The 21,913-nt window shown below is 69.2% G+C and carries 18 protein-coding genes; 11 read left to right on the forward strand and 7 right to left on the reverse strand.

Annotated elements, in window-relative coordinates; translation table 11 throughout:
• The first annotated feature begins 63 nt into the window (after window positions 1-63).
• The gene (locus IU450_RS18800; protein ID WP_195151024.1) at window positions 64-702 is read left to right on the forward strand and encodes a hypothetical protein; all 639 of its coding nucleotides are present in this window, start codon (window positions 64-66) and stop codon (window positions 700-702) included.
• 452 nt (window positions 703-1,154) lie between these two features.
• Here the strand turns inward: IU450_RS18800 and IU450_RS18805 are convergent, their stop codons facing one another.
• Window positions 1,155-2,303 carry a citrate synthase 2 gene (locus tag IU450_RS18805; RefSeq protein ID WP_195151025.1) on the reverse strand — a complete coding sequence of 383 codons (1,149 nt, stop codon included), beginning with the start codon at window positions 2,301-2,303 and terminating at the stop codon, window positions 1,155-1,157.
• Between the two features lie 121 nt (window positions 2,304-2,424).
• On the opposite strand from IU450_RS18805, the gene pdxH reads away from it, so the two are divergent.
• The 4 genes from pdxH (at window position 2,425) to IU450_RS18825 (ending at window position 6,372) form a co-directional block, all read left to right on the forward strand.
• Window positions 2,425-3,117, forward strand: coding sequence for a pyridoxamine 5'-phosphate oxidase (gene pdxH / locus IU450_RS18810; protein WP_195151026.1), 693 nt, complete (start codon window positions 2,425-2,427; stop codon window positions 3,115-3,117).
• Between the two features lie 70 nt (window positions 3,118-3,187).
• On the forward strand, window positions 3,188-4,468 hold the full coding sequence (locus tag IU450_RS18815) for an MFS transporter (RefSeq protein ID WP_195151027.1): 1,281 nt from the start codon (window positions 3,188-3,190) through the stop codon (window positions 4,466-4,468).
• A gap of 192 nt (window positions 4,469-4,660) precedes the next feature.
• Window positions 4,661-5,974, forward strand: a complete 1,314-nt coding sequence (locus IU450_RS18820) for a citrate synthase (protein WP_195151028.1) — start codon at window positions 4,661-4,663, stop codon at window positions 5,972-5,974.
• A gap of 38 nt (window positions 5,975-6,012) precedes the next feature.
• Complete coding sequence (locus tag IU450_RS18825; RefSeq protein ID WP_195151029.1) at window positions 6,013-6,372, forward strand: FKBP-type peptidyl-prolyl cis-trans isomerase; 360 nt, start codon at window positions 6,013-6,015, stop codon at window positions 6,370-6,372.
• Window positions 6,373-6,430: 58 nt separating this feature from the next.
• Here IU450_RS18825 and IU450_RS18830 read toward each other — a convergent pair whose 3' ends face one another.
• The 5 genes from IU450_RS18830 to IU450_RS18850 form a co-directional block, all read right to left on the reverse strand.
• A complete protein-coding gene (locus tag IU450_RS18830; RefSeq protein WP_195151030.1) occupies window positions 6,431-7,600 on the reverse strand; it encodes a YhgE/Pip domain-containing protein in 1,170 nt (389 codons plus the stop codon).
• 56 nt (window positions 7,601-7,656) lie between these two features.
• Window positions 7,657-9,033, reverse strand: a complete 1,377-nt coding sequence (locus tag IU450_RS18835; protein ID WP_195151031.1) for a sensor histidine kinase — start codon at window positions 9,031-9,033, stop codon at window positions 7,657-7,659.
• Complete coding sequence (locus IU450_RS18840; protein WP_195151032.1) at window positions 9,030-9,743, reverse strand: response regulator transcription factor; 714 nt, start codon at window positions 9,741-9,743, stop codon at window positions 9,030-9,032. Before IU450_RS18840 ends, IU450_RS18835 begins: the two co-directional genes overlap by 4 nt.
• Window positions 9,744-9,872: 129 nt before the next feature.
• Entirely contained in the window at window positions 9,873-10,259 is a 387-nt protein-coding gene (locus IU450_RS18845; protein ID WP_195151033.1) for a hemophore-related protein, read from the reverse strand.
• Window positions 10,260-10,380: 121 nt separating this feature from the next.
• Window positions 10,381-12,444 (reverse strand): AMP-binding protein, encoded by a 2,064-nt coding sequence (locus IU450_RS18850; RefSeq protein ID WP_195151034.1) that lies wholly within the window; start codon window positions 12,442-12,444, stop codon window positions 10,381-10,383.
• Window positions 12,445-12,764: 320 nt separating this feature from the next.
• On the opposite strand from IU450_RS18850, the gene IU450_RS18855 reads away from it, so the two are divergent.
• The 6 genes from IU450_RS18855 to IU450_RS18880 all read left to right on the forward strand — a co-directional run bounded on the left by IU450_RS18855 (window position 12,765) and on the right by IU450_RS18880 (window position 20,754).
• Window positions 12,765-16,760 (forward strand): sensor histidine kinase, encoded by a 3,996-nt coding sequence (locus tag IU450_RS18855; RefSeq protein ID WP_195151035.1) that lies wholly within the window; start codon window positions 12,765-12,767, stop codon window positions 16,758-16,760.
• A complete protein-coding gene (locus tag IU450_RS18860; protein WP_011207200.1) occupies window positions 16,757-17,170 on the forward strand; it encodes a roadblock/LC7 domain-containing protein in 414 nt (137 codons plus the stop codon). The genes IU450_RS18855 and IU450_RS18860 overlap by 4 nt, the downstream gene beginning before the upstream one ends.
• 7 nt (window positions 17,171-17,177) lie before the next feature.
• On the forward strand, window positions 17,178-17,552 hold the full coding sequence (locus tag IU450_RS18865; RefSeq protein WP_014981573.1) for a DUF742 domain-containing protein: 375 nt from the start codon (window positions 17,178-17,180) through the stop codon (window positions 17,550-17,552).
• Entirely contained in the window at window positions 17,533-18,135 is a 603-nt protein-coding gene (locus IU450_RS18870; RefSeq protein ID WP_174186021.1) for a GTP-binding protein, read from the forward strand. Before IU450_RS18865 ends, IU450_RS18870 begins: the two co-directional genes overlap by 20 nt.
• Before the next feature lie 51 nt (window positions 18,136-18,186).
• Entirely contained in the window at window positions 18,187-19,782 is a 1,596-nt protein-coding gene (locus IU450_RS18875) for a carboxyl transferase domain-containing protein (RefSeq protein ID WP_195151036.1), read from the forward strand.
• A gap of 114 nt (window positions 19,783-19,896) precedes the next feature.
• Window positions 19,897-20,754, forward strand: a complete 858-nt coding sequence (locus IU450_RS18880; RefSeq protein WP_195151037.1) for an aldo/keto reductase — start codon at window positions 19,897-19,899, stop codon at window positions 20,752-20,754.
• Between the two features lie 25 nt (window positions 20,755-20,779).
• Here IU450_RS18880 and IU450_RS18885 read toward each other — a convergent pair whose 3' ends face one another.
• Window positions 20,780-21,883, reverse strand: coding sequence for an NAD(P)-binding domain-containing protein (locus IU450_RS18885; protein WP_195151038.1), 1,104 nt, complete (start codon window positions 21,881-21,883; stop codon window positions 20,780-20,782).
• Between the last annotated feature and the right edge of the window lie 30 nt (window positions 21,884-21,913).

The following is a 21,913-nucleotide window of genomic DNA, read 5'->3' on the forward strand; positions in this document are numbered from 1 at the left end:
GCGAACAGGGTAGTCGGTGGTGTCGCTGTGGCGACGCCCACACTCCGGCTAACGTAGGCGCCCATGAGCATGCCGTCAGCTAACTCAGGGTGGCGACTGCGCGAGCGGGCGCGGAACTTCCGCCTGCGCGGCGCGACGGTCTCGGACGCGATGCGGCGGGAGTTGCTGATCCGCGGGGAAGCGGGCACCGCCACGATCCTGGGCGTGCGTCCGCGGCGCACCGAACCCGGGCACGTCTTCTGGGTCCGGGTGCAGCTGGCCGCGGAGTTCCCCTACGAGAGCCGGGTGCGGCAGCGGGTGGCCGACGCCGACCTGGAATGGATGCGCCCGGGCGACGTGGTGTGCTGCCGAGTGGACCCGCGCGATCGCGATCGCCTGGTGCTGTACGTGCCCGACGCCGAGGAATCCGGTCGGGCGAGCATCGCGAAGATCCTCGCCGACGGTCGCCGCGCGGACGCCACCGTGCTCGCCGCCGCGCCGGTCGCGGCCGACTACTCCGGTCGCGACGACCCCGTGCTGCGGCTGGACCTCGAATTGCGGGCCTGGGACGAATCCAAACCGTGGCGGGTCCGGCTGGTCCAGCCGGTGCCGCTGAACGCCATCCGCTTGGTCGACCTCGGTCAGCATCTGGAGGTCGCCTTCTTCGAGGTCGATCACGGCGAAACGGTCGCCGTCGACTGGCTCGCGTCGCTCGAGGAGTGAACCGCCGGCGAATTCGGCCGAGCGCCCAGCGGTGCACGAAGGTGAAACCCATCGCGCGGATCTTCGGCAGCGCCGCCATCACGCTCGCCGCGGTTCCGGAGTGCGATGCATTTGGTCGAGTGAAATAGCGGCGGAGACTGCCACATTCATTCCCGATTGCGTCCTGGTGGCCGACGCGGTCGCGCAGAAATCGGTGTCGATATCGAATGCGGCCGGGATTCCACGCAATTCGTGGACGATTGACACCGCGACATCGTGGTTATGCGCGGCGCCCGGGCGAAAGAATCGCGGCGGCCTGCGATTTCGACGTCCTACTGCTGTGGCCGGATCCCGATGTGCCCCGGCGGATGTCGTACCGGCCGCTCTTCCCGGATGCTGCGCGAGCCGGGCGTGACGGCAGGATGACATCTCCGCCGTCACGCCCGGCTCGGGGCGGTGACGCTGTGGTTCGGCTACGTGTGCGCGATGGTCGCCCAGCCTTCGACCTCTTCGGGCTTGCGGGGGCTGGGGCCGGTGTAGATGGCCGCGGGGCGGACCAGCTTGCCCAGCTGCTTCTGCTCCAGGATGTGCGCGCACCAGCCGGCGGTGCGGCCACAGGTGAACATGGCGGGCATCATGTGCGCGGGCACCTCGGCGAAGTCCAGGATCACCGCGGCCCAGAACTCCACGTTGGTCTCGATGGCGCGGTCCGGACGACGCTCCCGCAGCTCGGCAAGGGCGGCCTGCTCCAGCGCGGCGGCGACCTCGTAGCGCGGCGCGGCCAGCCGCTTCGCGGTGGCGCGCAGGACGCGGGCGCGCGGGTCCTCGGCCCGGTAGACCCGGTGACCGAAGCCCATCAGCTTCTCCTTGCGGTCCAGGATGCCCTTGACCAGAGCGCGTGCGTCGCCGGTCTTCTCGACCTCTTCGATCATCGGCAGCACGCGCGCGGGGGCGCCGCCGTGCAGCGGACCGGACATGGCGCCGATCGCGCCGGACAGCGAGGCCGCCACGTCGGCGCCGGTCGAGGCGATCACCCGGGCGGTGAAGGTGGAGGCGTTCATGCCGTGCTCGGCGGCGGAGACCCAATAGGCGTCGATGGCCTCGGTGTGGCGCGGGTCCGGGTCACCCTTCCAACGCGTCATGAAGCGCTCGGTAACCGTGGTGCACTCATCGATCTTCTTCTGCGGGACCGCGGGCTGGTAGATACCGCGCGCCGACTGCGCGACGTAGGACAGCGCCATGACCGAGGCGCGGGCGAGGTTCTCGCGAGCGGTCTCGTCGTCGATGTCCAGCAGCGGTTGGTAGCCCCAGATCGGCGCGAGCATGGCCAGCCCGGCCTGCACGTCGACGCGCACGTCACCGGTGTGCACGGGCAGCGGGAACGGTTCGGCCGGCGGTAGGCCGCGGCCGAACGAGCCGTCGACCAGCAGCGCCCACACGTCACCGAAGGTCACCCGGCTCTCGACCAGGTCCTCGATGTCGACTCCGCGGTAGCGCAACGCGCCGCCGTCCTTGTCCGGTTCGGCGATGTCGGTGGTGAAAGCAACCACGCCCTCCAGGCCACTGACGAAATCGCTGGGTACGGTGGCCTGCCCACCGGAAACCGCGGGGCTGGTAGTCATGTTGCGACTCTCCTTGCACTTGGGTCGCATGTTCTCGTCGATGGGAAGGTGTCGGATTTGACGATCACATGCCGATCATCAAAACCTTAGCTCGCCGCTACTGCGGAGTAACGTCTGGCCCATGCGTGACCTGGACAATTCATCGGATCTCGCCGCCATGCGAGTCGACTACGGCGGCTTGCCGCACGGTGGCAACGAGGACGTCGACCTGGACGAGACCTGGCTCGCGGGTGGGTGGGAGCCGCTGCTGCGGCATTGGATCGAACAGGCCACCGCCGTCGGCATCGCCGAACCCAACGCCATGGTGCTGGCCACGGTGTCGCTGGCCGACGGCACGCCGCGACCGGTCGCGCGGACCGTGCTGTGTAAAGGGCTCTCGCCGGAAGGTGTGATCTTCTACACGAACTACGAGTCCGCCAAGGGCGCTCAACTGACCGCCGTCCCGTACGCGGCGGTCACCTTCGTCTGGCCCGCCCTGGGCAGGCAGGTGCACCTGCGTGGCGCGGTCGAGCGGGTTCCCGCCGAGACTACGGCGGCCTACTGGCGCTCCCGGCCGCGGGACTCGCAGCTGGGCGCCTGGGCCTCGCGGCAGTCCGCGCCGATCGGCTCGCGGGCGGAACTGGATCGCACCTTGGCCGAGGCGACCGAGCGTTTCGCCGATGTCGACGAGATCCCGGTCCCGCCGCACTGGGGTGGTTTCCTGGTCCGCCCCGACGAGGTCGAGTTCTGGCAAGGGCGGCGCGGCAGGCTGCACAACCGGATCCGGGTGCGGATCGAGCACGGGACCACCTCGGTGGAGCGCTTGCAACCCTGAGGTATTCCCGGCCCACGCGTGAGAATTCTCGCGTCGAACCGGACGGGCCCGACTGGATACGCTGCGCCCGGTGAAACTGCTCGCCGACACCACTCCGCTGCGCAATCCGGACTTCCGACGCCTGTGGAGCTCGGGCATCGTCACCATGATCGGCGCTCAGCTGTCCGTCGTCGCGGTGCCACAGCAGATCTTCCAGATCACCGGCAGCTCCGGCTACGTCGGTCTGGCCGGATTGTTCGGTTTGGTGCCGCTGATCGTGTTCGGCCTGTGGGGCGGCGCGCTTGCCGACGTGCTGGATCGGCGCAGGCTGCTGCTGCTCACCAATGCGGGCACCGGACTCACGGCGCTGGCCTTCTGGCTGCAAGCGGCGGCCGGGCTGGACAACGTCTGGGTCGTGCTCGGCCTGTTCGCGGTGCAGCAGGCGTTCTTCGCGGTGAACCAGCCCACCCGCAGCGCCACCATCCCGCGCCTGCTGCCGGAAGACCAACTGGCCGCCGCGAATTCGCTGAACATGACCGTGATGCAGTTCGGCGCCATCGCGGGGCCGGTGCTCGCAGGCGCGCTCATCCCCGTCGTCGGGCTCGCCACGCTCTACCTCGTCGACGCCGTCGCGCTGCTGGCCACCCTCTGGGCGGTCTGGCGGCTGCCCGCGCTGCCGCCGACCGGAAACGTGCGCCGCGCCGGATTCCGCACGGTGCTCGACGGTTTCGGCTATCTCGCCACGCAGCGGGTGCTGCTCGCGTCGTTCGCGGTGGACGTGATCGCCATGGTGTTCGGAATGCCGCGCGCGCTGTTCCCGCAGATCGCGCACGAGACCTTCGGCGACCCGGCCACCGGTGGGGTGGCGCTCGGCCTGCTGTTCGCCTCGATGTCGGCGGGCGCGGTGCTCGGCGGGGTGTTCTCCGGCTGGATTCCGCGCGTGCGCAGGCAGGGCCTCGCGGTGCTGGTCTGCATCGTGCTGTGGGGCCTGGCCATGGTCGGCTTCGGTCTGGCCGTAGGTTTCACCGGCCACGGCCTCGGCCTCGGCGCGGGGTTGTGGATCGCGTTGGCCTGCTCGGCCTTCGGCGGCGCGGTGGACATGGTCTCGGCCGCGCTGCGGGTCACGATGCTGCAGACGGTGGCCACCGACGAACTGCGCGGGCGGCTGCAAGGGGTGTTCACAGTGGTGGTCGCGGGCGGTCCGCGGATCGGTGATGTTGCCCACGGTTTCGCGGCCGCGAGCCTGGGTACCGCTGTAGCCGCGGCGGGCGGAGGCGCGCTGGTGGTGGCGGGCGTGCTGATCGCGGCGGTCGCGTTTCCGGCTTTCACGCGTTACCGTGTCGCTCGCGCTCATGCCGAAATCGCCGTGTGACGTGCACCGCGAACACCCGGCGACCACGTTCCGCCGTGGGCGCGGGACCTCACCGCGCCAGGACGTGTTTGTGAGCCGCCGCAGGACTACCCTCCGGTATTGTCCGCGTCGGTGAACGGCTAGCGTTGAGGCAAGCGCATCGTGCGCCGACCGCGCCGGTGCCTGTGGTTCTAGCCTGAGAGGGATCCTTCCGTGCCCGCTGAGAACATCATCAACGTCGACGACGACGCCAAGCCGGTACTTTCCTACCCCGGCGGCGAGTTCCCGATGACGGTCACCAGGGCCGCAGAGGGCAACGACGGGATCGAGCTGGGAAAGCTGCTGGCCAGCACCGGGTACGTGACATACGACCCGGGCTTCATGAACACCGCCCCGACCAAGTCGGCGATCACCTACATCGACGGTGAGGCGGGCATCCTGCGCTACCGCGGGTACCCGATCGACCAGCTCGCGGCGGCCTCGACCTTCATCGAGGTCAGCTACCTGCTCATCTACGGTGAGCTGCCGACCCAGGCCCAGCTCGAGGACTTCACCGACCGCATCCGCAGGCACACCCTGCTGCACGAGGACCTGAAGCGGTTCTTCGACGGCTTCCCGCGCAACGCGCACCCGATGCCGGTGCTGTCCTCGGCCGTGAACGCGCTGTCGGCCTACTACCAGGACTCGCTGGACCCGCGCGACCCCGAACAGGTCGAGCTGTCCACCATCCGGCTGCTGGCCAAGCTGCCCACCATCGCGGCCTACTCGTACAAGAAGTCGGTCGGCCAGCCCTTCCTCTACCCGGACAACTCGCTGAGCCTGGTGGAGAACTTCCTGCGGATGACCTTCGGCTTCCCGGCCGAGCCCTACGAGGTCGACCCCGAGGTCGCGGCGGCGCTGGACATGCTGCTCATCCTGCACGCCGACCACGAGCAGAACTGCTCAACCTCGACCGTGCGCCTGGTCGGCTCGTCCGACGCCAACCTGTTCACCTCGGTGTCCGGCGGTATCAACGCGCTCTGGGGTCCGCTGCACGGCGGCGCGAACCAGGCCGTGCTGGAGATGCTCGACGGCATCAAGGCCAGTGGCAGCGACGTCAAGGAGTTCATCCGCAAGGTCAAGAACAAGGAAGACGGGGTGAAGCTCATGGGCTTCGGGCACCGCGTCTACCGCAACTACGACCCGCGCGCGTCGATCGCCAAGAAGCACGCCGACGCCATCCTGAGCAAGCTCGGCGGCCACGACGAGCTGTTCGACATCGCCCAGGCCCTGGAAGAGGCCGCGCTCACCGACGACTACTTCATCGAGCGGCGCCTGTACCCGAACGTCGACTTCTACACCGGCGTCATCTACAAGGCGATGGGCTTCCCGACCCGCATGTTCACGGTGCTGTTCGCGATGGGCCGGCTCCCCGGCTGGATCGCGCACTGGCGTGAAATGCACAGCGAGCCTTTGAAGATCGGCCGTCCGCGGCAGATCTACACCGGCTACGGCGCCCGCGATTACCGCGAGATCACCAACCGCTGACGAAATCCATCCACCATCTATCGAAGGGGCAAAGCCGAATGACCAAACCGGAGATCGAGTTCCAGGAAGGGCCCGCGCCCGCCGAGCTGGTGATCAAGGACATCATCGAAGGCGAGGGCAAGGAAGCCGTGCCCGGGGGCACCGTGGAGGTGCACTATGTGGGCGTCGAATTCGAATCCGGCGAAGAGTTCGACTCCTCCTGGAACCGTGGTGAATCCATCACCTTCCCGCTGCGCGGCCTGATCCAGGGCTGGCAGGACGGCATCCCCGGCATGAAGGTCGGCGGCCGTCGTCAGCTGACCATCCCCCCGGAGCTGGCCTACGGCCCCGCGGGCGCCGGTCACCGTCTCTCGGGCAAGACGCTGGTCTTCGTGATCGACCTGCTGAACGCCAACTGATTTCGGCGTAGAAGTGGCCTGTGTTCCGATCGGAACACAGGCCACTTCTCGTAACCGGCTATTGCCTGACGATCTCGACCGGATCGGTGAGGGCCGCGGCCAGAGCCGATTGCTGGGCGCTGCTGCGTTGCGGCAAGGCGGCGACGGCCTTGTCGGTCTGGGCGCTCAGGTTGCGGACGATGCCCTGCAGCTGGCTCACACCCCCGGTGAGCTGGCCGATCGCGTCGACCAACTGGGCTCCGCCCTGTTCGGCCAGCCGGGGCAGGCCCTCGGCGAGCTTCGCGCCCTCGGACAGTTGCGCGCTCGCGCTGGTCAGGCGGTCGACGACGGTGCGAAGCAGCGTGCCGAGATCGGTGTCGGGGTCCACCGCGCCGCCGACGAGCGAGCCCAGTCCGGTCAGCTGCGCGCCCGCCTGGCCGGATACGCCCCGCAGCGCGTCCAGTTTCCCGATGATGTCGGCGAGTGCCGGATCGCTCGCGAACGGCAGCGCGCGCAACAGCGGCAGGATCTGATCGAGTCCGCTGCTGACCGTGTTCGCCGTCCGTTCCACCTGCGCGATGGTGATGCCGGTCGAATCGAGCGCGGCGGCGAGCTGGTTCGCTTGCGCGGCGGCGCCGTCCACGGTGGAGTTCAGCAGCGCGATGGCCGAAGTCAGCTGCGCCGAACCGTTCTTCGCGAACTCCAGGAAGCCCAGCAGCTGATCGGCGCCGGAGCTGAATTGATCGGCTCCCGCGGCGGCCGCGTCGACGCCCGCGTTGAGCAGCTGGGCGGTGAACTGCACCTGCGACATCTGGGACCGGGCCTGCGCGACGGCGGTGAGAGCGGCGTCGACGCCGACCGCCCCGATCCGATGGGTCACCGCGGTGACCGCTCCGTGCACCAGATCGGCGTCGGCGTCTTCGTGCGTGACCACGGTGACCTTGGCCCGCTTCGGTTGCGCGCCGGCCAGGGTGCTCATCGACTCGGTCAGATCGGCGGGCAGGGTGATGACGGCGGCGTAATCGTCGGTGTTCAGCTCACTCTCGGCGACGGCGTGCCACTCGTAGCCACCCGCCTCCTGCAACGCCTCGACCACCCGCGCACCGGTCGGGCCCAGATCGGCATCGACCAGCGCGATCGCCGTCGGCCCCCGGTCGGTCCCGGTGCATGCGCTGATTCCGGCGCCGAGGAATCCCGCTGAGACGAGGGCAATGGCGAGAAAGGCCCAGCGGGCGCGTTTTCCGATCACGTCCGCACACTAAGCGCGAATTATGGTGCGCTCCTTGGCGTTTCTCTGAGAGATAGCTAAATTGCCGACCGCTCGGGTAGATCGAGGACAAGGCGGATGCCGCCGAGGGTGCCCGCGTCGAAATAGGCACGGCCACCGTGGAGTTGGGCCTGCTGGGCGACCAGCGCCAGGCCGAGGCCGGAGCCTCCTTTGCTGGCCTGGCTGCCGCGGAAGAAGCGGTCGAAGACGGCTTCGCGCTCCTGCGGCGGGATGCCGCGGCCGTTGTCGTCGATCGAGATCACGATGTGGCCGCCCGCGCCCCGGTGCGCGGAGACCAAGGCCTCGGTGGCCCCGCCGTGTTTGACGGAGTTGGCCAGCGCGTTGTCCACCGCCAGCCGCAACCCGGCGGGCAGGCCGCGGGTGACCAGTTCGGCATCGGAATCGATCCGCACGGTGAGGCCGGGAAAGTGCCGCATGGCGTCGTGCGCGGCCTGATCGCACAGGTCGCCGACGTCGGTGGCGACGTGGTCGCGCTCGTCGGTCAGATCGCTGGTGGCCAGTCGCTCCAGCGCCGCGAGCGTGCTCTCCACCCGGCCCTGACTGCGTTGCAGGTCATCGAGGATCTCGGCCCGCTGCGCCTCGTCCAGATCGAGGGTGCGCAGCACCTCGAGGTCGGTGCGCATCGCGGTCAGCGGAGTGCGCAGCTCGTGGGCGGAGACGGCGGCGAAGTCGCGCGCGGTCTCCAGCGCGGCCGCGGTCTGGGCGTGGGCCTGATCCACCCGCTGCAGCATGGTGTTCACCGCCTCGGCCAGTTTCTCCGCCTCGTGCACGCCCGCGCCCTCCACCGGCGTCTGCGGATCGCGAGGATCGGGGAACGCGCTGCGTGCCCCGACCTGGCGGGTGAGCCGGACGATCGGACGCACCGCGGCGCCCGCGAGCAGCCAGCCGAGCGCCGCCGCGGCGGCGATCGCCAGCAGTGCGCCGCCGAGGACCCACCGTTGCTGTTCGGCGGTGGCCTCGGCCGCGCCCGCGGCGGGGATGCCGAGCGAGACCACCCGGCCCGCGGGTTGATTCTCGACGGTGGTCATAATCCGGTACGGGGTGCCGCGCACCGTGACGGTGCGGGAACCGGTGGCCAGCGCGGGCAGTTCGGTGGGCGTGCTGGCAACGACCTCGCCGTTGTCCCGGACGGTCACGGCCATGTCGTTGTTCAGCCCGGTCAAGCTGATGAACCGGACCGCGATCTGCGGCTCGATCAGGACGATCCGGGCCGCGACGGCGAGTTGCTGGTCGGACTGCTGCAGGTTGTTGCGCTCGATGGCGCGGATGCTGATCAGGCTGATCAGCGTCACGATGACGATCGCGCCCGCCGCCGCCGCTCCCGCGACCCGGGTGCGCAGCGAAAACGACCGGCGCCGACGGGTCTTCGGACGGTCGGTGACGGCCACGGTCATTTCGGCGCTCGCAGCACGAACCCGACGCCGCGGATCGTGTGCAGCAGCCTGGGCGTGTCGCCCACCTCGAGCTTGCGGCGCAGGTAGCCGACGAAGACGTCCACCACGTTGGTGTCGGCGGCGAAGTCGTAGCCCCACACCAGTTCCAGCAGCCGCTCCCGGCTCAGCACCACGCCCACATTCCTGGCCAGCGTGGACAGCAGCTCGAATTCCCGCTTGGTCAGCTCGATCTCGCGGCCGTGCAGCAGCGCGCGGTAGCCCGCGACGTCCACCTCCAGCGGACCGACGGAGATCGCGCCCGGGGTCGCGGGGGCGGGTGCGTCGGATCGGCGGCGCAGCAGGGCCCGGATCCGTACCACCAGCTCCTTCAGCACGAATGGTTTGACCAGGTAGTCGTCGGCGCCGGACTCGAGGCCGGAGATGCGGTCGTCCACCGACGCGCGGGCACTGAGCACACAGATCGGCACATCGTTGCCCATCGCGCGCAACGCGGTGACCACGCCTGCACCATCCAGCACGGGCATGTTCATGTCGAGCACGATGGCGTCGGGCGCGTTCTCGTTCACACTGCGCAGCGCCTGCGCGCCGTCCCTGGCCACGAGAACCTGGAAGCCGGACAGGCGCAGCCCGCGCTCGACCGAGGCGAGCACGTCCTCGTCGTCGTCGACGACGAGAACCGTGGGAGTCGGGGTCGACGTCACGTCGTCCATTCTGCTCCCCCTCCTCTCCGGGTCTTCGATCCGTGCAGGTCGGGGGATGCCGGACATGCGTCCAGCTCCCGGGCCGGGTGACCCGCCGGAGCCGATCGGCCCCGGCGGGTCACCCGAGTCCTCGCGCGATCAGTAGTTGTGGCAGGACTCGGCCACGGCGCGGATGGTGTCGCGCAACTGCGCTGTCCGGGGGTCGTTCTCCGCCTGTCGCGCGGCCTCCGGGTTCTCATCGATGGCCCGCCGCAGCTCGGCCCGCCGCTGCTCGACCGGCTGGTCGAACTTGCGCTGCAACTCGGCCTTCTGGTTCGGGTTGGCGTCGAGCATCGCGGCCAGCTGCGGCGCCCTGTCGTGCAGCGCGGCGTCGACCTGGGCGAACGAGCAGCTCGAGGTCAGCAGCGGCTCGGCGTATTCCATCGGGCCCGCGGTGGCGATCGCGGGGCCCAGGAACAACGTGACCGTGGCGAATCCACCAGCTGCGAGAGCGGCGACGGCGGGGCGGCCTACGGAACGTTTCATGATGTGTTGCCTCCAGATCATCGAGGGGTTTCGGGGCGGTCTCGAGGCTATTTCGAACTGCTGGCACGGATATGAACGTCCTCTGTGGAAACTCTGAGGACATAACGGTTCGTGCGGAAATTCAGGATGGCACAACCGGATCCACGTCGGGCGCCACCACGTCGTCGGTGTTCTCCGTGTCGCTGTTCGCCGGTTCCCGCCACTCCGGGCGCGCCGTGCGGATCTGCTGTTCCAGGGCCGCGAGCACCCCCGGATCCTCGATGGTGGACGGCACCTCGAACGGCCCGCCGGAAGTCATCTGCCGGATGGTCTTGCGCAGGATCTTGCCCGACCTGGTCTTGGGCAGCGCCGTCACGACGATGGCGTCGTGCAGCGTCGCTATGGCGCCGACCTGGGAGCGCACCCGCTCGATCAGCTCGTCGCGCAGCTGCCGCGGATCGATCTCGACCCCGGCCTTCAACACCACATATGCCAGCGGCCGGTGGCCCTTGAGCTCGTCGGGCAGCCCGATGACGGCGCATTCGGCGACCGCCTCGTGCCCGGCGATGGCCGCCTCGATGCTGCCCGCCGACAGGCGGTGCCCGGCCATGTTGATCACGTCGTCGCTGCGGCCGAGGACGAACAGATAACCGTCCTCGTCGAAGTAGCCGGAGTCGCCGGTGAGGTAGTGGCCGGGGTAGGCGGACAGATAGGAGCGTTCGTAGCGGGCGTCGTCGCGCCACAGCCCGGTCAGCGTTCCGGGCGGCAGCGGCAGACCGATGACGATATTGCCCTCGGTGTTGGGCGCCACCGCGTTGCCCGAGGAGTCGAGCACCCGTAGTCGATAGCCCGGTACCGGCACCGACGCCGAGCCCGGCTTGATCGGCAGCCGCTGCAGGCCGAGCGGGTTCGCGCAGATCGGCCAGCCGGTCTCGGTCTGCCACCAGTGATCGACGACCGGGCAGTCCTCGCGGCCCGCGAACAGGATCTCGTCGGCCCAGGCGTAGGTGGCCGGGTCCAGCCGTTCGCCCGCGCAGAACAGGGCGCGCAGTGAGGACAGGTCGTGGCGGTGGGCCAGCTCCGCTCGCGGATCGGCCCTGCGGATGGCCCGCAGCGCGGTCGGGGCGGTGAACAGTACGTCGACCTTGTGCCGGTCGACCACCCGCCAGTACGCGGCCGCGTCCGGCGTGCCGATCGGCTTGCCTTCGTACAGCAGCGTGGTGGCTCCGACCAGCAGCGGCGCGTAGACGATGTAGGAGTGACCGACCACCCAGCCCACGTCGGAGGCCGCCCACATCACCTGGCCCGCGCCGACGTCGTAGATGTTGCGCATGGACCAGGCGAGGGCGACCGCGTGCCCGCCGTTGTCCCGGACCACGCCCTTCGGCTTACCGGTGGTGCCGGAGGTGTACAGGATGTAGAGCGGATCGGTCGCGGCGACCGGCACCGGGTCGGCCGGGGGCGCGTCGCGCACGGCGTCGTCCCAGTCCAGCCATTGCGCGGCGACGGTTTGCGCCGAACTCGGTAAATACTCGGTGGCGGGCTGCGGGGCCGGGAAATGGATGGTGTCGAACTGCGGCCGCTGCTTGACGATCACCGTGCGCGGCGCGGTGGTCTCGGCCAGATCCAGCGCCTGCAGCACGATCGGCGGATATTCGATGTTCTTGCCCGGTTCCAGGCCGCCGGAGGCTGTGATGATCAACACCGGTTCCGCGTCATCGATCCGGGCGGCCAGCTCCGGCGCCGCGAAGCCGCCGAACACCACCGAGTGGACCGCGCCGATGCGGGCGCAGGCCAGCATCGAGATCACCGCTTCGGGGATCATCGGCAGGTAGATCACCACACGGTCGCCTGCCGAGACGCCCAACCGGGCCATCGCACCGGCGAACCGCGCCACCTCGTCGAGCAACTCGGCATAGGTGTAGACGACGGTCGCGTCGGTCATAGCCGAGTCGTATATCAGTGCGGGTTGATCGGCGCGGCTGGGGGCATCGGGGGTCGTCGGGTGCACGTGCCGATCGAGCGCGTTGAACGAGGTGTTGAGGCGGCCGTCGGGAAACCACCTGGCCACCGGCCGGGCGCCGGCGTCGACGATCTGCGTCGGCGGCACGTCCCAGTCGATCGCCTCGGCCGCGGCTGCCCAGAACTCGGCGGGATCCACCAAGCTGGTCTGATAGGCCGGTCGATACTCCTGCCGCACGTTCAACCCCGTGACTCCCTAGCCTCGCCTCGATGCCCGCCTCGATAGATCTGGTTGATTGTGGCAGACTTCACGCGACGCCCGGGTGGGTGCCGCCACCTTTGGTTTTGCCTGGAATCGGCAGGTCATCGGTTGCGAACTTACGCGGAGTCACCCAAGAAGTTATTGATCCGTTAGAATCTGATGTCACTTGTTTGGGCCGTCGTAGACGCAATTTCTCGGCCAGCCGCAGTTCTCGGCCAGCTCCACCCGTCGAGCCATGCACGCGATTGTGGAGGTTCGGCTGATGGTGCGTGGTAGAGGCCAGTTTGGAAAGTGAGTGGGAGATGCGTGACGCCGCTAGGTCCGGCAACAAACGCTGGGCGCTCGGCAACTGGGACCTGCGCTGGAAGGTGACGGCGGTACTCGCCGTGCCTCTGGCGGTCGCGGTCGGGCTCGGCGTGTCCAGGATCTCATCGGAGTTCGCGGAATCGAACCGGCTCGCCGACATCGCCGAGAACATCGCCGCCATCCCGGTGGTCACCGGCCTCAGCGCGCAGACGGCGACCACTGCGAGTTCGCAGATGGTCACCCTGGCGCCGAACACGTCCATCGTGACCGATCAGAACCTGGCGGATCTGGACAAGGCGATCGCCAACGCGGAGAAGTCGGTCGACCGGTTGAGCAGCGTGCCCGGCGCGCGCGCGTCGCTGGAGAGCATGCTCAACCAGGCCAAAGCCGTCCGCGCCCAGGGTAAAGGCGCCACCACCGGTCCGGCCTCGGATACCGTCGCGCTGATCGACCGCGTCCGCAACGACAGCGTGCACATCGTCGAAACCACGGTCGGCCAGGTCAGCGACGGTGGGGTCGACGCGGCCAAGCTGCGCTTGGTCGACTCGCTCAACACCCGTGCCGCGCTGGTCAGCGTGGTCGCCTCGTTCCCGGAGGTGCTGCGTTCCCAGCAGGCCGGCGTGCAGAGCTTCCTCATCGCGTCCAGCACGGAGCGGGCGCTGCTCAACGTGGTCGCGCACCGCTTCCCGGACGGCGACACCTCGATCGCCGATCTGCGCGCGGGCATCGACACCAGGGTCGCGCTGCTGACCAGCCCGCAGGCCCAGGCGGGCCAGCTCCCGATCGGTGACCTGAAGAAGTCGCTGACCGACAGCCTCGCCGTGTACGAGCATGTCGTCGGCAAGTCGACCAAGGACATCGACTCCGCGATGCAGTCGCTGGTGTCCACGGCCCAGCGCGACGCGTGGACCTACACCGCGGTCGTCATCGCGACCATCCTCGCCGCGCTCCTGCTCGCCGTCTTCGTGGCCCGCTCGATGATCGTCCCGCTGCACCGCCTGCGGCTGGCCGCGCTGCGCGTGGCCGAGAGCGACCTGCCGCACGAGGTCGCCCAGCTCCGCAACGGCGCCTCGCCCGAAGAGGTGCCGCTGGAGCCGATGCCGGTGCGCAGCACCGAGGAGATCGGTCAGCTGGCCCGCGCGGTCGACGACATCCACGGCCAGGCGCTGCGCCTGGCGAGCGACCAGGCGAAGATGCGTTCGCAGGTCAACGACATGTTCGAGACCCTCGCGCGGCGGTCCAAGTCGCTCGTCGACCATCAGCTCACCCTCATCGAGGCGATGGAGTACGACGAGAAGGACCCGCGCCTGCTGGAAAACCTCTTCCGGCTGGACCATCTCGCCGCACGCATGCGCCGCAACGGCGACAACCTGCTGATTCTCGCCGGCACCAGGCAGCGCCGCGCCAAGTCCGCCCCGGTCGAGATCGCCGACGTGCTGCGCGCCGCGATCTCCGAGGTCGAGGACTACGAGCGCGTGAAGCTCGGCGCGACGCCGCGCGGTTCGCTGAAGGAGCCCGCCGCCTCCGACCTCGCGCACCTGTTCGCCGAGCTGCTGGACAACGCGCTGCGCGCCTCGCCGCCGGAGACCGACGTCAAGTTCACTTTCGCGCAGGCGCACGACCAGGGCCTGCTCATCGAGGTGGCCGACCGCGGCATCGGTATGCCGCCCGCCGAGATGGCCGACATCAACCGGCGCTTGGAGCAGACCGCCGAGCCCGGACCGGACACGGCCCGCCACATGGGTCTGTTCGTGGTCGGCAGGCTCGCCGAGCGGCACGGCCTGACCGTGCGGTTGCGCCCGACCTTCGACACCGCGCGCGATCCGGGCGTGACGGTGACCGTGCACGTGCCGGTCGGACTGATCGTCGCGGGCAAGCCGAGCGCGGGGCAGCCCGTCACCCCGCAGCCCTCGCCGCAGGCCGCCGCGCCCCAGCGTCCGTCGGCGCCTTCGTCGATGCAGATGCGGGCCGTCACGCGGACCCCTGGGGGCAATGTCATGGTCACCGTCGATCCCGGAGTGAGTGGTCCGATCCCGGCCACGAGTTCCACGCCGACCCCCAGCGGGCCCACCCCCAGTGCGCCCGCGGCCACGGGTCCGGGCGGACTGCCGCAGCGGCAGCCGGGTACGGCGATGTCGTCGTCCGGTATGCGCTCGGACGCGCAACAGTCGGCCGCGAGCCTGCGCCCCGCGCCGGGGCAGCCCGCGCCGAGCGGTCCGCAGCGCGGCAAGCTCGCCGCGGCCAATCTGCCCAAGCGCAACCTCAGCCCGGGCGGTCCGCCGCCGCGTCAGCCCGGTGGTCCCGCGGAACAGTCCGGGTCGGGCCTGCCGCCGCGTGAGCCGAACTCCGGTGAGCTGCCGGTCCGTCAGCCGGGCGCGAACGGTGTGCCGCAGCCGAGCACGGGTCTGCCGACGCGTCAGCCGGGTTCGAACGGTGTGCCGCAGCGTGAGTCCGCCTCGGGTGGTCTGCCGCAGCGCGATGCCTTGGGTGGTTTGCCGCAGCGTGAGTCCGCGTCTGGTGGTTTGCCGCAGCGTGACCCCTTCGGCGGTTTGCCGCAGCGCGATGCCTCGAGCGGTTTGCCGCAGCGTGAGTCTGCTTCCGGTGGTCTGCCGCAGCGTGACGCGTTGGGCGGTCTCCCGCAGCGTGAGTCGACAGGTGGTCTGCCGCAGCGCGATGCCTCGAGCGGTTTGCCGCAGCGTGAGTCTGCTTCCGGTGGTTTGCCGCAGCGTGACGCGTTGGGCGGTTTGCCGCAGCGTGAGTCGACAGGTGGTCTGCCGCAGCGCGACGCGTTGGGTGGTTCGCCGCAGCGTGAGTCCGCGTCTGGTGGTCTGCCGCAGCGTGACGCGTTGGGCGGTCTCCCGCAGCGTGAGTCGACAGGTGGTCTGCCGCAGCGCGACGCGTTGGGTGGTTCGCCGCAGCGTGAGTCCGCGTCTGGTGGTCTGCCGCAGCGTGACGCGTTGGGTGGTTTGCCGCAGCGTGAGTCGACAGGTGGCTTGCCGCAGCGCGAGCCGGGGTCCACCGGCCTACCTCAGCGGCAGCCGGGTTCGAACGGTGTGCCGCAGCGTGAGTCGGCGGCGGGTGGTCCGCCGCAGCGTGACCCCGGCCTCACCGGCCTGCCTCCGCGGCAGCCTGCGCCGAACCTCCCGCAGCGTGAGTCCGCTTCCGGCGGTCTGCCGCAGCGTGAGCCGGGCATCGGTCTGCCGCAGCGGGATACCGGCGCCCACCATCTGCCGCAGCGTGAGTCGGCGAACGGCTTGCCGCAGCGTGAGTCGGGGTCCGGTGCGCTGCCCGCCGTCAACGGTCTGCCGCAACGGGATTCTTCGAACGGTCTGCCGCAGCGTGAGCCCGGTATCGCGAACGGCTTGCCGCAACGTCCCCCCGCACCGTCGAGCCCGCCGCAGCGGGAGAGCGGGCTGACCGGTCTGCCGCAGCGGCAGCCGGGCGCCCAAGCGCCGCAGCGCCAGCCCGTGCCGCCGGGCATCGCACTGCCGCAGCGGGATCGCGGTGGCCAGCACGCCGCGAGCGAAGATCAGCAGGCCACCTCGCCGGGGCGTGATCCCGGCAAGCACAGCTTCCGGTCCAACCCGGCCAAGACGGCCTCATTCTTCCAGACCAGGCTGCAGCCCGCGGAAGAGTCGGGGGCGTCGATGGGCGGAACGCCGATCTTCGCCGAGATGATGTCGGCGTGGCTGTCGGATCCCAGCACTGACAGGTCTCAGGTGGCCGCCTCCTTCGAATCGCCGGGTGACGAGGGGTGGCAAGCCGCTCGCCGTGCCAGCGAGGCGCAGACCGAGACGAAAACGGCGGCGGGCTTGCCGCAACGCAATCCGGGCGGAAGGCTTGTCCCCGGCGGCGTGACCGGTGCGGTGGATCGGGCGCCGCGCCGTGACCCAGAAACGATCAGGTCCAGCTTGAGTCGTCACCAGCAGGGCGTCCGGGATGGCCGCGCAATGAGAGCAATGAACCTAACCGGAGATAAAGGAGACCGATGAACCCCGATCTAGGTGGTACGAACCGTCAGCTGGATTGGCTGGTTTCGAACTTTGCCAACGAGGTTCCTGGCGTAGCCCATGCCGTCCTGGTCTCGGCTGACGGCCTACTCATGGCCGCGAGTGCCCAGCTGCCCGTCGACCGCGCCGAACAGCTCTCGGCCGTCACGGCCGGTCTGGCCAGCCTGTCAGTCGGCGTCTCGAACCTGTTCGAGGGCGGCACCGTGCTGCAGTCCGTCGTCGAGATGGAGCACGGCTACCTGCTACTCATGGCTGTCGGCGACGGTTCCTACCTCGCGGTGCTGACCAACACGTCGTGTGACATCGGCCAGGTCGGCTACGAGATGGCTCTGTTGGTCGAGCGTGTTGGCCAGACTGTTCAGGCCACGCCACGCGTCACGATGGGTTCCTGATGGTGGGATGGACATAGAAGATCACCGCGTGGGGAGCGCCGAGCCGAGCCTCGTCCGTCCGTACTCGCTGACCGCAGGCCGCACCAGGCCCGCGGTCGAGTTGGCGTTGGAAGCTCTCGTCGCATCGCATCCGGTCGCCCTGGAGCGGCAGTTCGAACTGACCAACATCGAGACGTCAATCGTGGAGTTGTGCAGAGAATCGCCGTCCGTTGCCGAGGTGGCAGCCCGATTGGGTATTCCTATCGGGGTGGCTCGCGTGCTCGTGGCCGACTTGATCGAGGCCGGGCACGTGCGCGTATCGGCGACTTTGAAAGACGATTCCAGCGACGATGAGCGTCGCGAGCTGATCGAAAGGGTTCTCAGTGGACTCCGGCGTATTTGATTCGACGGCGCAGGTCGACACTCGTACCAGCAAGCCAACATCGGCGAAGATCGTGGTCGCGGGTGGCTTCGGCGTCGGGAAGACCACGTTGGTCGGTGCTGTCTCGGAGATCGTTCCGCTGCGCACCGAGGCATTGGTGACCAATGCCAGCGCCGGGATCGATAACCTGACCGGCATTCCGATGAAGTCGACCACCACCGTGGCGATGGACTTCGGCCGGATCAGCCTCGCCGATGATCTGGTGCTGTACCTGTTCGGCACGCCCGGCCAGTATCGATTCTGGTTCATGTGGGACGACCTGATCCGCGGCGCCATCGGTGCGGTGGTGCTGGTCGACACCCGCAGGCTGGAGGACAGCTTCGCGGCCGTCGACTACTTCGAAGCGCGCGGCCTACCTTTCCTGGTGGCGCTCAACGAATTCGACGATGCGCCGCGATACCCGATCGAGGACATCCGGCAGGCACTCGCGGTGCCCGCCGACGTGCCGATCCTGTCCATCGATGCCCGACGCCGGGAGCCGGCCAAGCAGGCGCTGGTCGCGCTCACCGAGTACGCGCTGCGCAAGGTGATGCAGGGCTACTGAGTGCTCGTGTGGCTTGCCGAGGCGCCGGGTAGGGCCGGATAGGCTCGCCCGGTGCGTACCTCGGCGCGAGAGTTACTCGAGCAACTGCTCGACCCGAACTCGTTCGTCAGCTGGGACCGGCCGCCGGTGACGGTGGCCGCATCCCCGCAGTACCGCGATGCCTTGCAGAAGGCGGCGGTCGCGGCGGGCATCGATGAATCGGTGCTCACCGGCGAAGGACTGCTGCGCGGTCAGCGCGTGGCCGTCATCGCCTGCGAGTTCGGATTCCTGGCCGGCTCGATCGGCGTGGCGGCCGCGGAGCGGATCGTCTCGGCGGTCGAGCGCGCCACTGAACTCGGGCTGCCGCTGGTCGCGTCACCGACCTCCGGCGGCACCCGGATGCAGGAGGGCACCGTCGCCTTCGTGCAGATGGTGAAGATCGCCGGTGCGGTCGCGGCGCACAAGTCGGCCGGTCATCCCTACCTTGTCTACCTGCGTAATCCCACGATGGGCGGCGTCTTCGCCTCGTGGGGTTCGCTGGGGCACATCACCTTCGCCGAACCCGGTGCGCTGATCGGGTTTCTCGGCCCGCGGGTCTACGAGGCCCTGTACGGCAAGCCGTTTCCGGAGGGCGTGCAGACCGCGGAGAACCTGTATCGGCGTGGCGTCATCGATGGCGTTCTGACGATTCCGGTCTTCCGCCGGATCGCCCACCGCGCGCTGAGTGTGTTCAGTGGCGTCGAGTTGCCCGATTCCACTGCCGCACGGCCGGTTTCCGAACGGCCCGCGGCACTCGAACCGAGTTCGACGCCGCTGCGGCCAACGCACGATCCGAATGACGCTGCGGCGGAACGGATTCGACTCGGCGAACCGGAGAGCCGTTCCGAAGGCAATGCGGTGTGGCAGTCGGTCCTTATCTCGCGCCGTCCGCAGCGTCCCGGGCTCCGGGATCTCTTACGTCATGTGACACAACGGGTTCCGCTCAGCGGCACCGGGCAGGGCGAGTCCGATCGCACGGCGGTGCTCGCTCTCGGACGTTTTCGAGGGCAGCCGTGCGTGGTGTTCGGGCACGACCGGCGCGGCCAGCAGGGTGAGAACACCATGGGCCCGGCCGCCCTGCGCGAGGCGCGGCGGAGTATGGCGCTTGCTCAGGAGTTGCGGCTGCCGCTGGTGCTGGTGATCGATACGGTGGGTGCGGCGCTGTCGAAGGAGGCCGAGGAGCGCGGACTCGCCCCCGAAATCGCCCGCTGCATTGCGGATCTGGTGACGCTGGACACCCCGACCGTCTCGGTGCTGCTCGGTCAGGGCACCGGCGGTGGCGCGCTGGCGCTGCTGCCCGCCGACCGGGTGCTCGCCGCCACGCATGGCTGGCTGGCCCCGCTGCCGCCGGAAGGGGCGAGCGCCATCGTCTTCCGCGACACCGACCATGCGGCGGAACTTGCTGCCGCGCAACGCATCAGCGCCGCCGATCTGCTCGCCGACGGCGTGGTCGACCGGATCGTGCCCGAATTCCCCGACGCGGCGGACGAGCCGGTGGACTTCGCCCGCCGGATGGTCGCCGCGATCGCGCACGAACTGGCCGCGTTGCGCGCCCGTCCGGAATCGGAGTTGCTCGCGGCGCGGCGGGCGCGCTACCGGCGGCTCGGGCTGCCCGGCGGGACGAGCTGACCCAGGGCAAACGCGGTACGTTCCGGCCCTTGGCCGCAGGTTTCCAGCAAATTGCGGGCCAACACACCCGAGGGCGTGATTGACGGTTCGCCGCCGCACTTCTACCGTCGGAATGTGACCTTCAAAAGCGAGACCAGCACCGTTCCCTCGATCGTGCTGAACGACGGGAACGTGATCCCGCAGCTCGGCTTCGGCGTGTTCCAAGTGCCCGCCGAGGACGTCGTTTCGGCCGTCACCAGCGCGCTCGAGGTCGGCTACCGCAGCATCGACACCGCCGCTGTCTACGGAAACGAGGAGGGCACCGGCCGGGCGATCCGGGAATCCGGCCTGCCCCGCGACGAGATCTACGTCACCACCAAGCTGTGGAATTCCGAGCAGGGCTACGACTCGACGCTGCGCGCGTTCGACGCCAGCATGCAGCGGCTCGGCCTGGACTACCTCGACCTCTACCTCATCCACTGGCCGGTGGCCGCCGCCGACCGGTTCGTGGACACCTTCCGCGCTTTCCAGGCGCTGAAGTCCCAGGGCCGGGTGCGCTCGATCGGCGTCTCGAACTTCACGGTCGCGCACATCCAGCGGCTCATCGCCGAGACCGGTGAGATCCCAGTGGTGAACCAGATCGAGCTGCACCCCAGGTTGGCGCAACGCGAGCTGCGCGAGTTCCACGCCGCCAACGCGATCGCCACCGAGGCGTGGAGCCCGCTCGGGCAGGGCACGCTGCTCGCGGAGAGCGCCATCACAACGGTGGCCGCCGAGGTCGGTCGCACTCCGGCGCAGGTGATCATTCGCTGGCATCTGCAGCTGGGCAATGTCGTCATCCCGAAGTCGGTCACGCCATCGCGGATCGCGGAGAACTTCGACGTGTTCGGTTTCGAGCTGAGCCCGCAGCAGATGGACGCGATCAACGCGCTGGACAACGGTTCGCGCCTCGGTGGTGATCCGGACACGTTCACGCTCGGTCTGATCGACTGACGTTCCGGGTCGGCGGGTGCGGCGGTCAGCGCAATCCGAGATGTTCGGTGAGTTCGTGCGCCGCCGCGCGTCCCGCGCGATTGGCGCCGACGGTGCTGGCCGACGGCCCGTAGCCGATCAGGTGGACGCGCGGGTCGGCGGCTACCTGGGTGGCCAGCCGGCCCGTCATGGTGATGCCTCCGCCGGGCCCGCGCAGTCGAAGTGGTGCGAGGTGGTCGAGGGCGCTGCGGAACCCGGTGGCCCAGAGGATCACGTCCGCCTGCTGAAAGCTGCCGTCGGCCCAGCGCACCCCACCGGGTTCGATGCGCTCGAACATCGGCAAGCGGGTGAGCGCGCCTCGGGCTCGTGCCGCGCGTAGGCGGTCGTCGAGCCGCAACCCGGTGACCGAAACCACTGATCCCGGTGGCAACCCGCGCCGCACCCGGTCTTCGACCATCGCGACCGCGGCGCGCCCGGTCTCCTCGGTGAAGGGACCCTCGCGGAAGCGCGGCGGGGTCCTCGTCACCCAAGTGGTGGTGGTGACCTGGGAGATCTCGTCGAGCAGCTGTACCGCCGAGATGCCGCCGCCGACCACGACGACGTGCTTGCCCGCGAACTCCGCGGCGCTGCGGTAGTCGTGGGTGTGCAGCTGGCGGCCGGTGAAGGCTTCCGCTCCCGGGTAGTGCGGGACGAACGGATGCTCCCAGGTGCCGGTGCAGTTGATCACACCGCGCACCCGGATGGCTCCGGCCGCGTCGGTTTCCGCGTTGAGCACCGTTCCGCGCTCTGCCGGGTCGCCCTCTTGGGTGCGGTCACAGACCACAGTGACCGACACCTGCCGGTGGACGCGCAGGTCGAACCGTTTTTCGTACAGCTCGTAGTAGTGCGGTACAGCGGTGGCCGCGGGTACGGACGACGAACCCGGCGGCAAGGTCTCGGCGAACGGCATGCCGGGCAGGTCGTGCACCCTGTTCACCGTTTCCAGGGTGAGCGATGGCCAGCGGAACTGCCACGCGCCGCCGGGACCGGGGGACCGGTCGACCAGCAGAAAGTGCCGCTCGGGACGCAGCCCGAGGCGTTGCAGGTGATATCCGGCCGACAGCCCCGCCTGACCAGCGCCGATCACCAGGATGTCGAAGTCGGTCGGCACAGCCGGTGATCGTATCGCCTGGCGCGGAAA

The organism is Nocardia abscessus (genome assembly GCF_015477775.1).
Lineage (GTDB): Bacteria > Actinomycetota > Actinomycetes > Mycobacteriales > Mycobacteriaceae > Nocardia > Nocardia abscessus_A.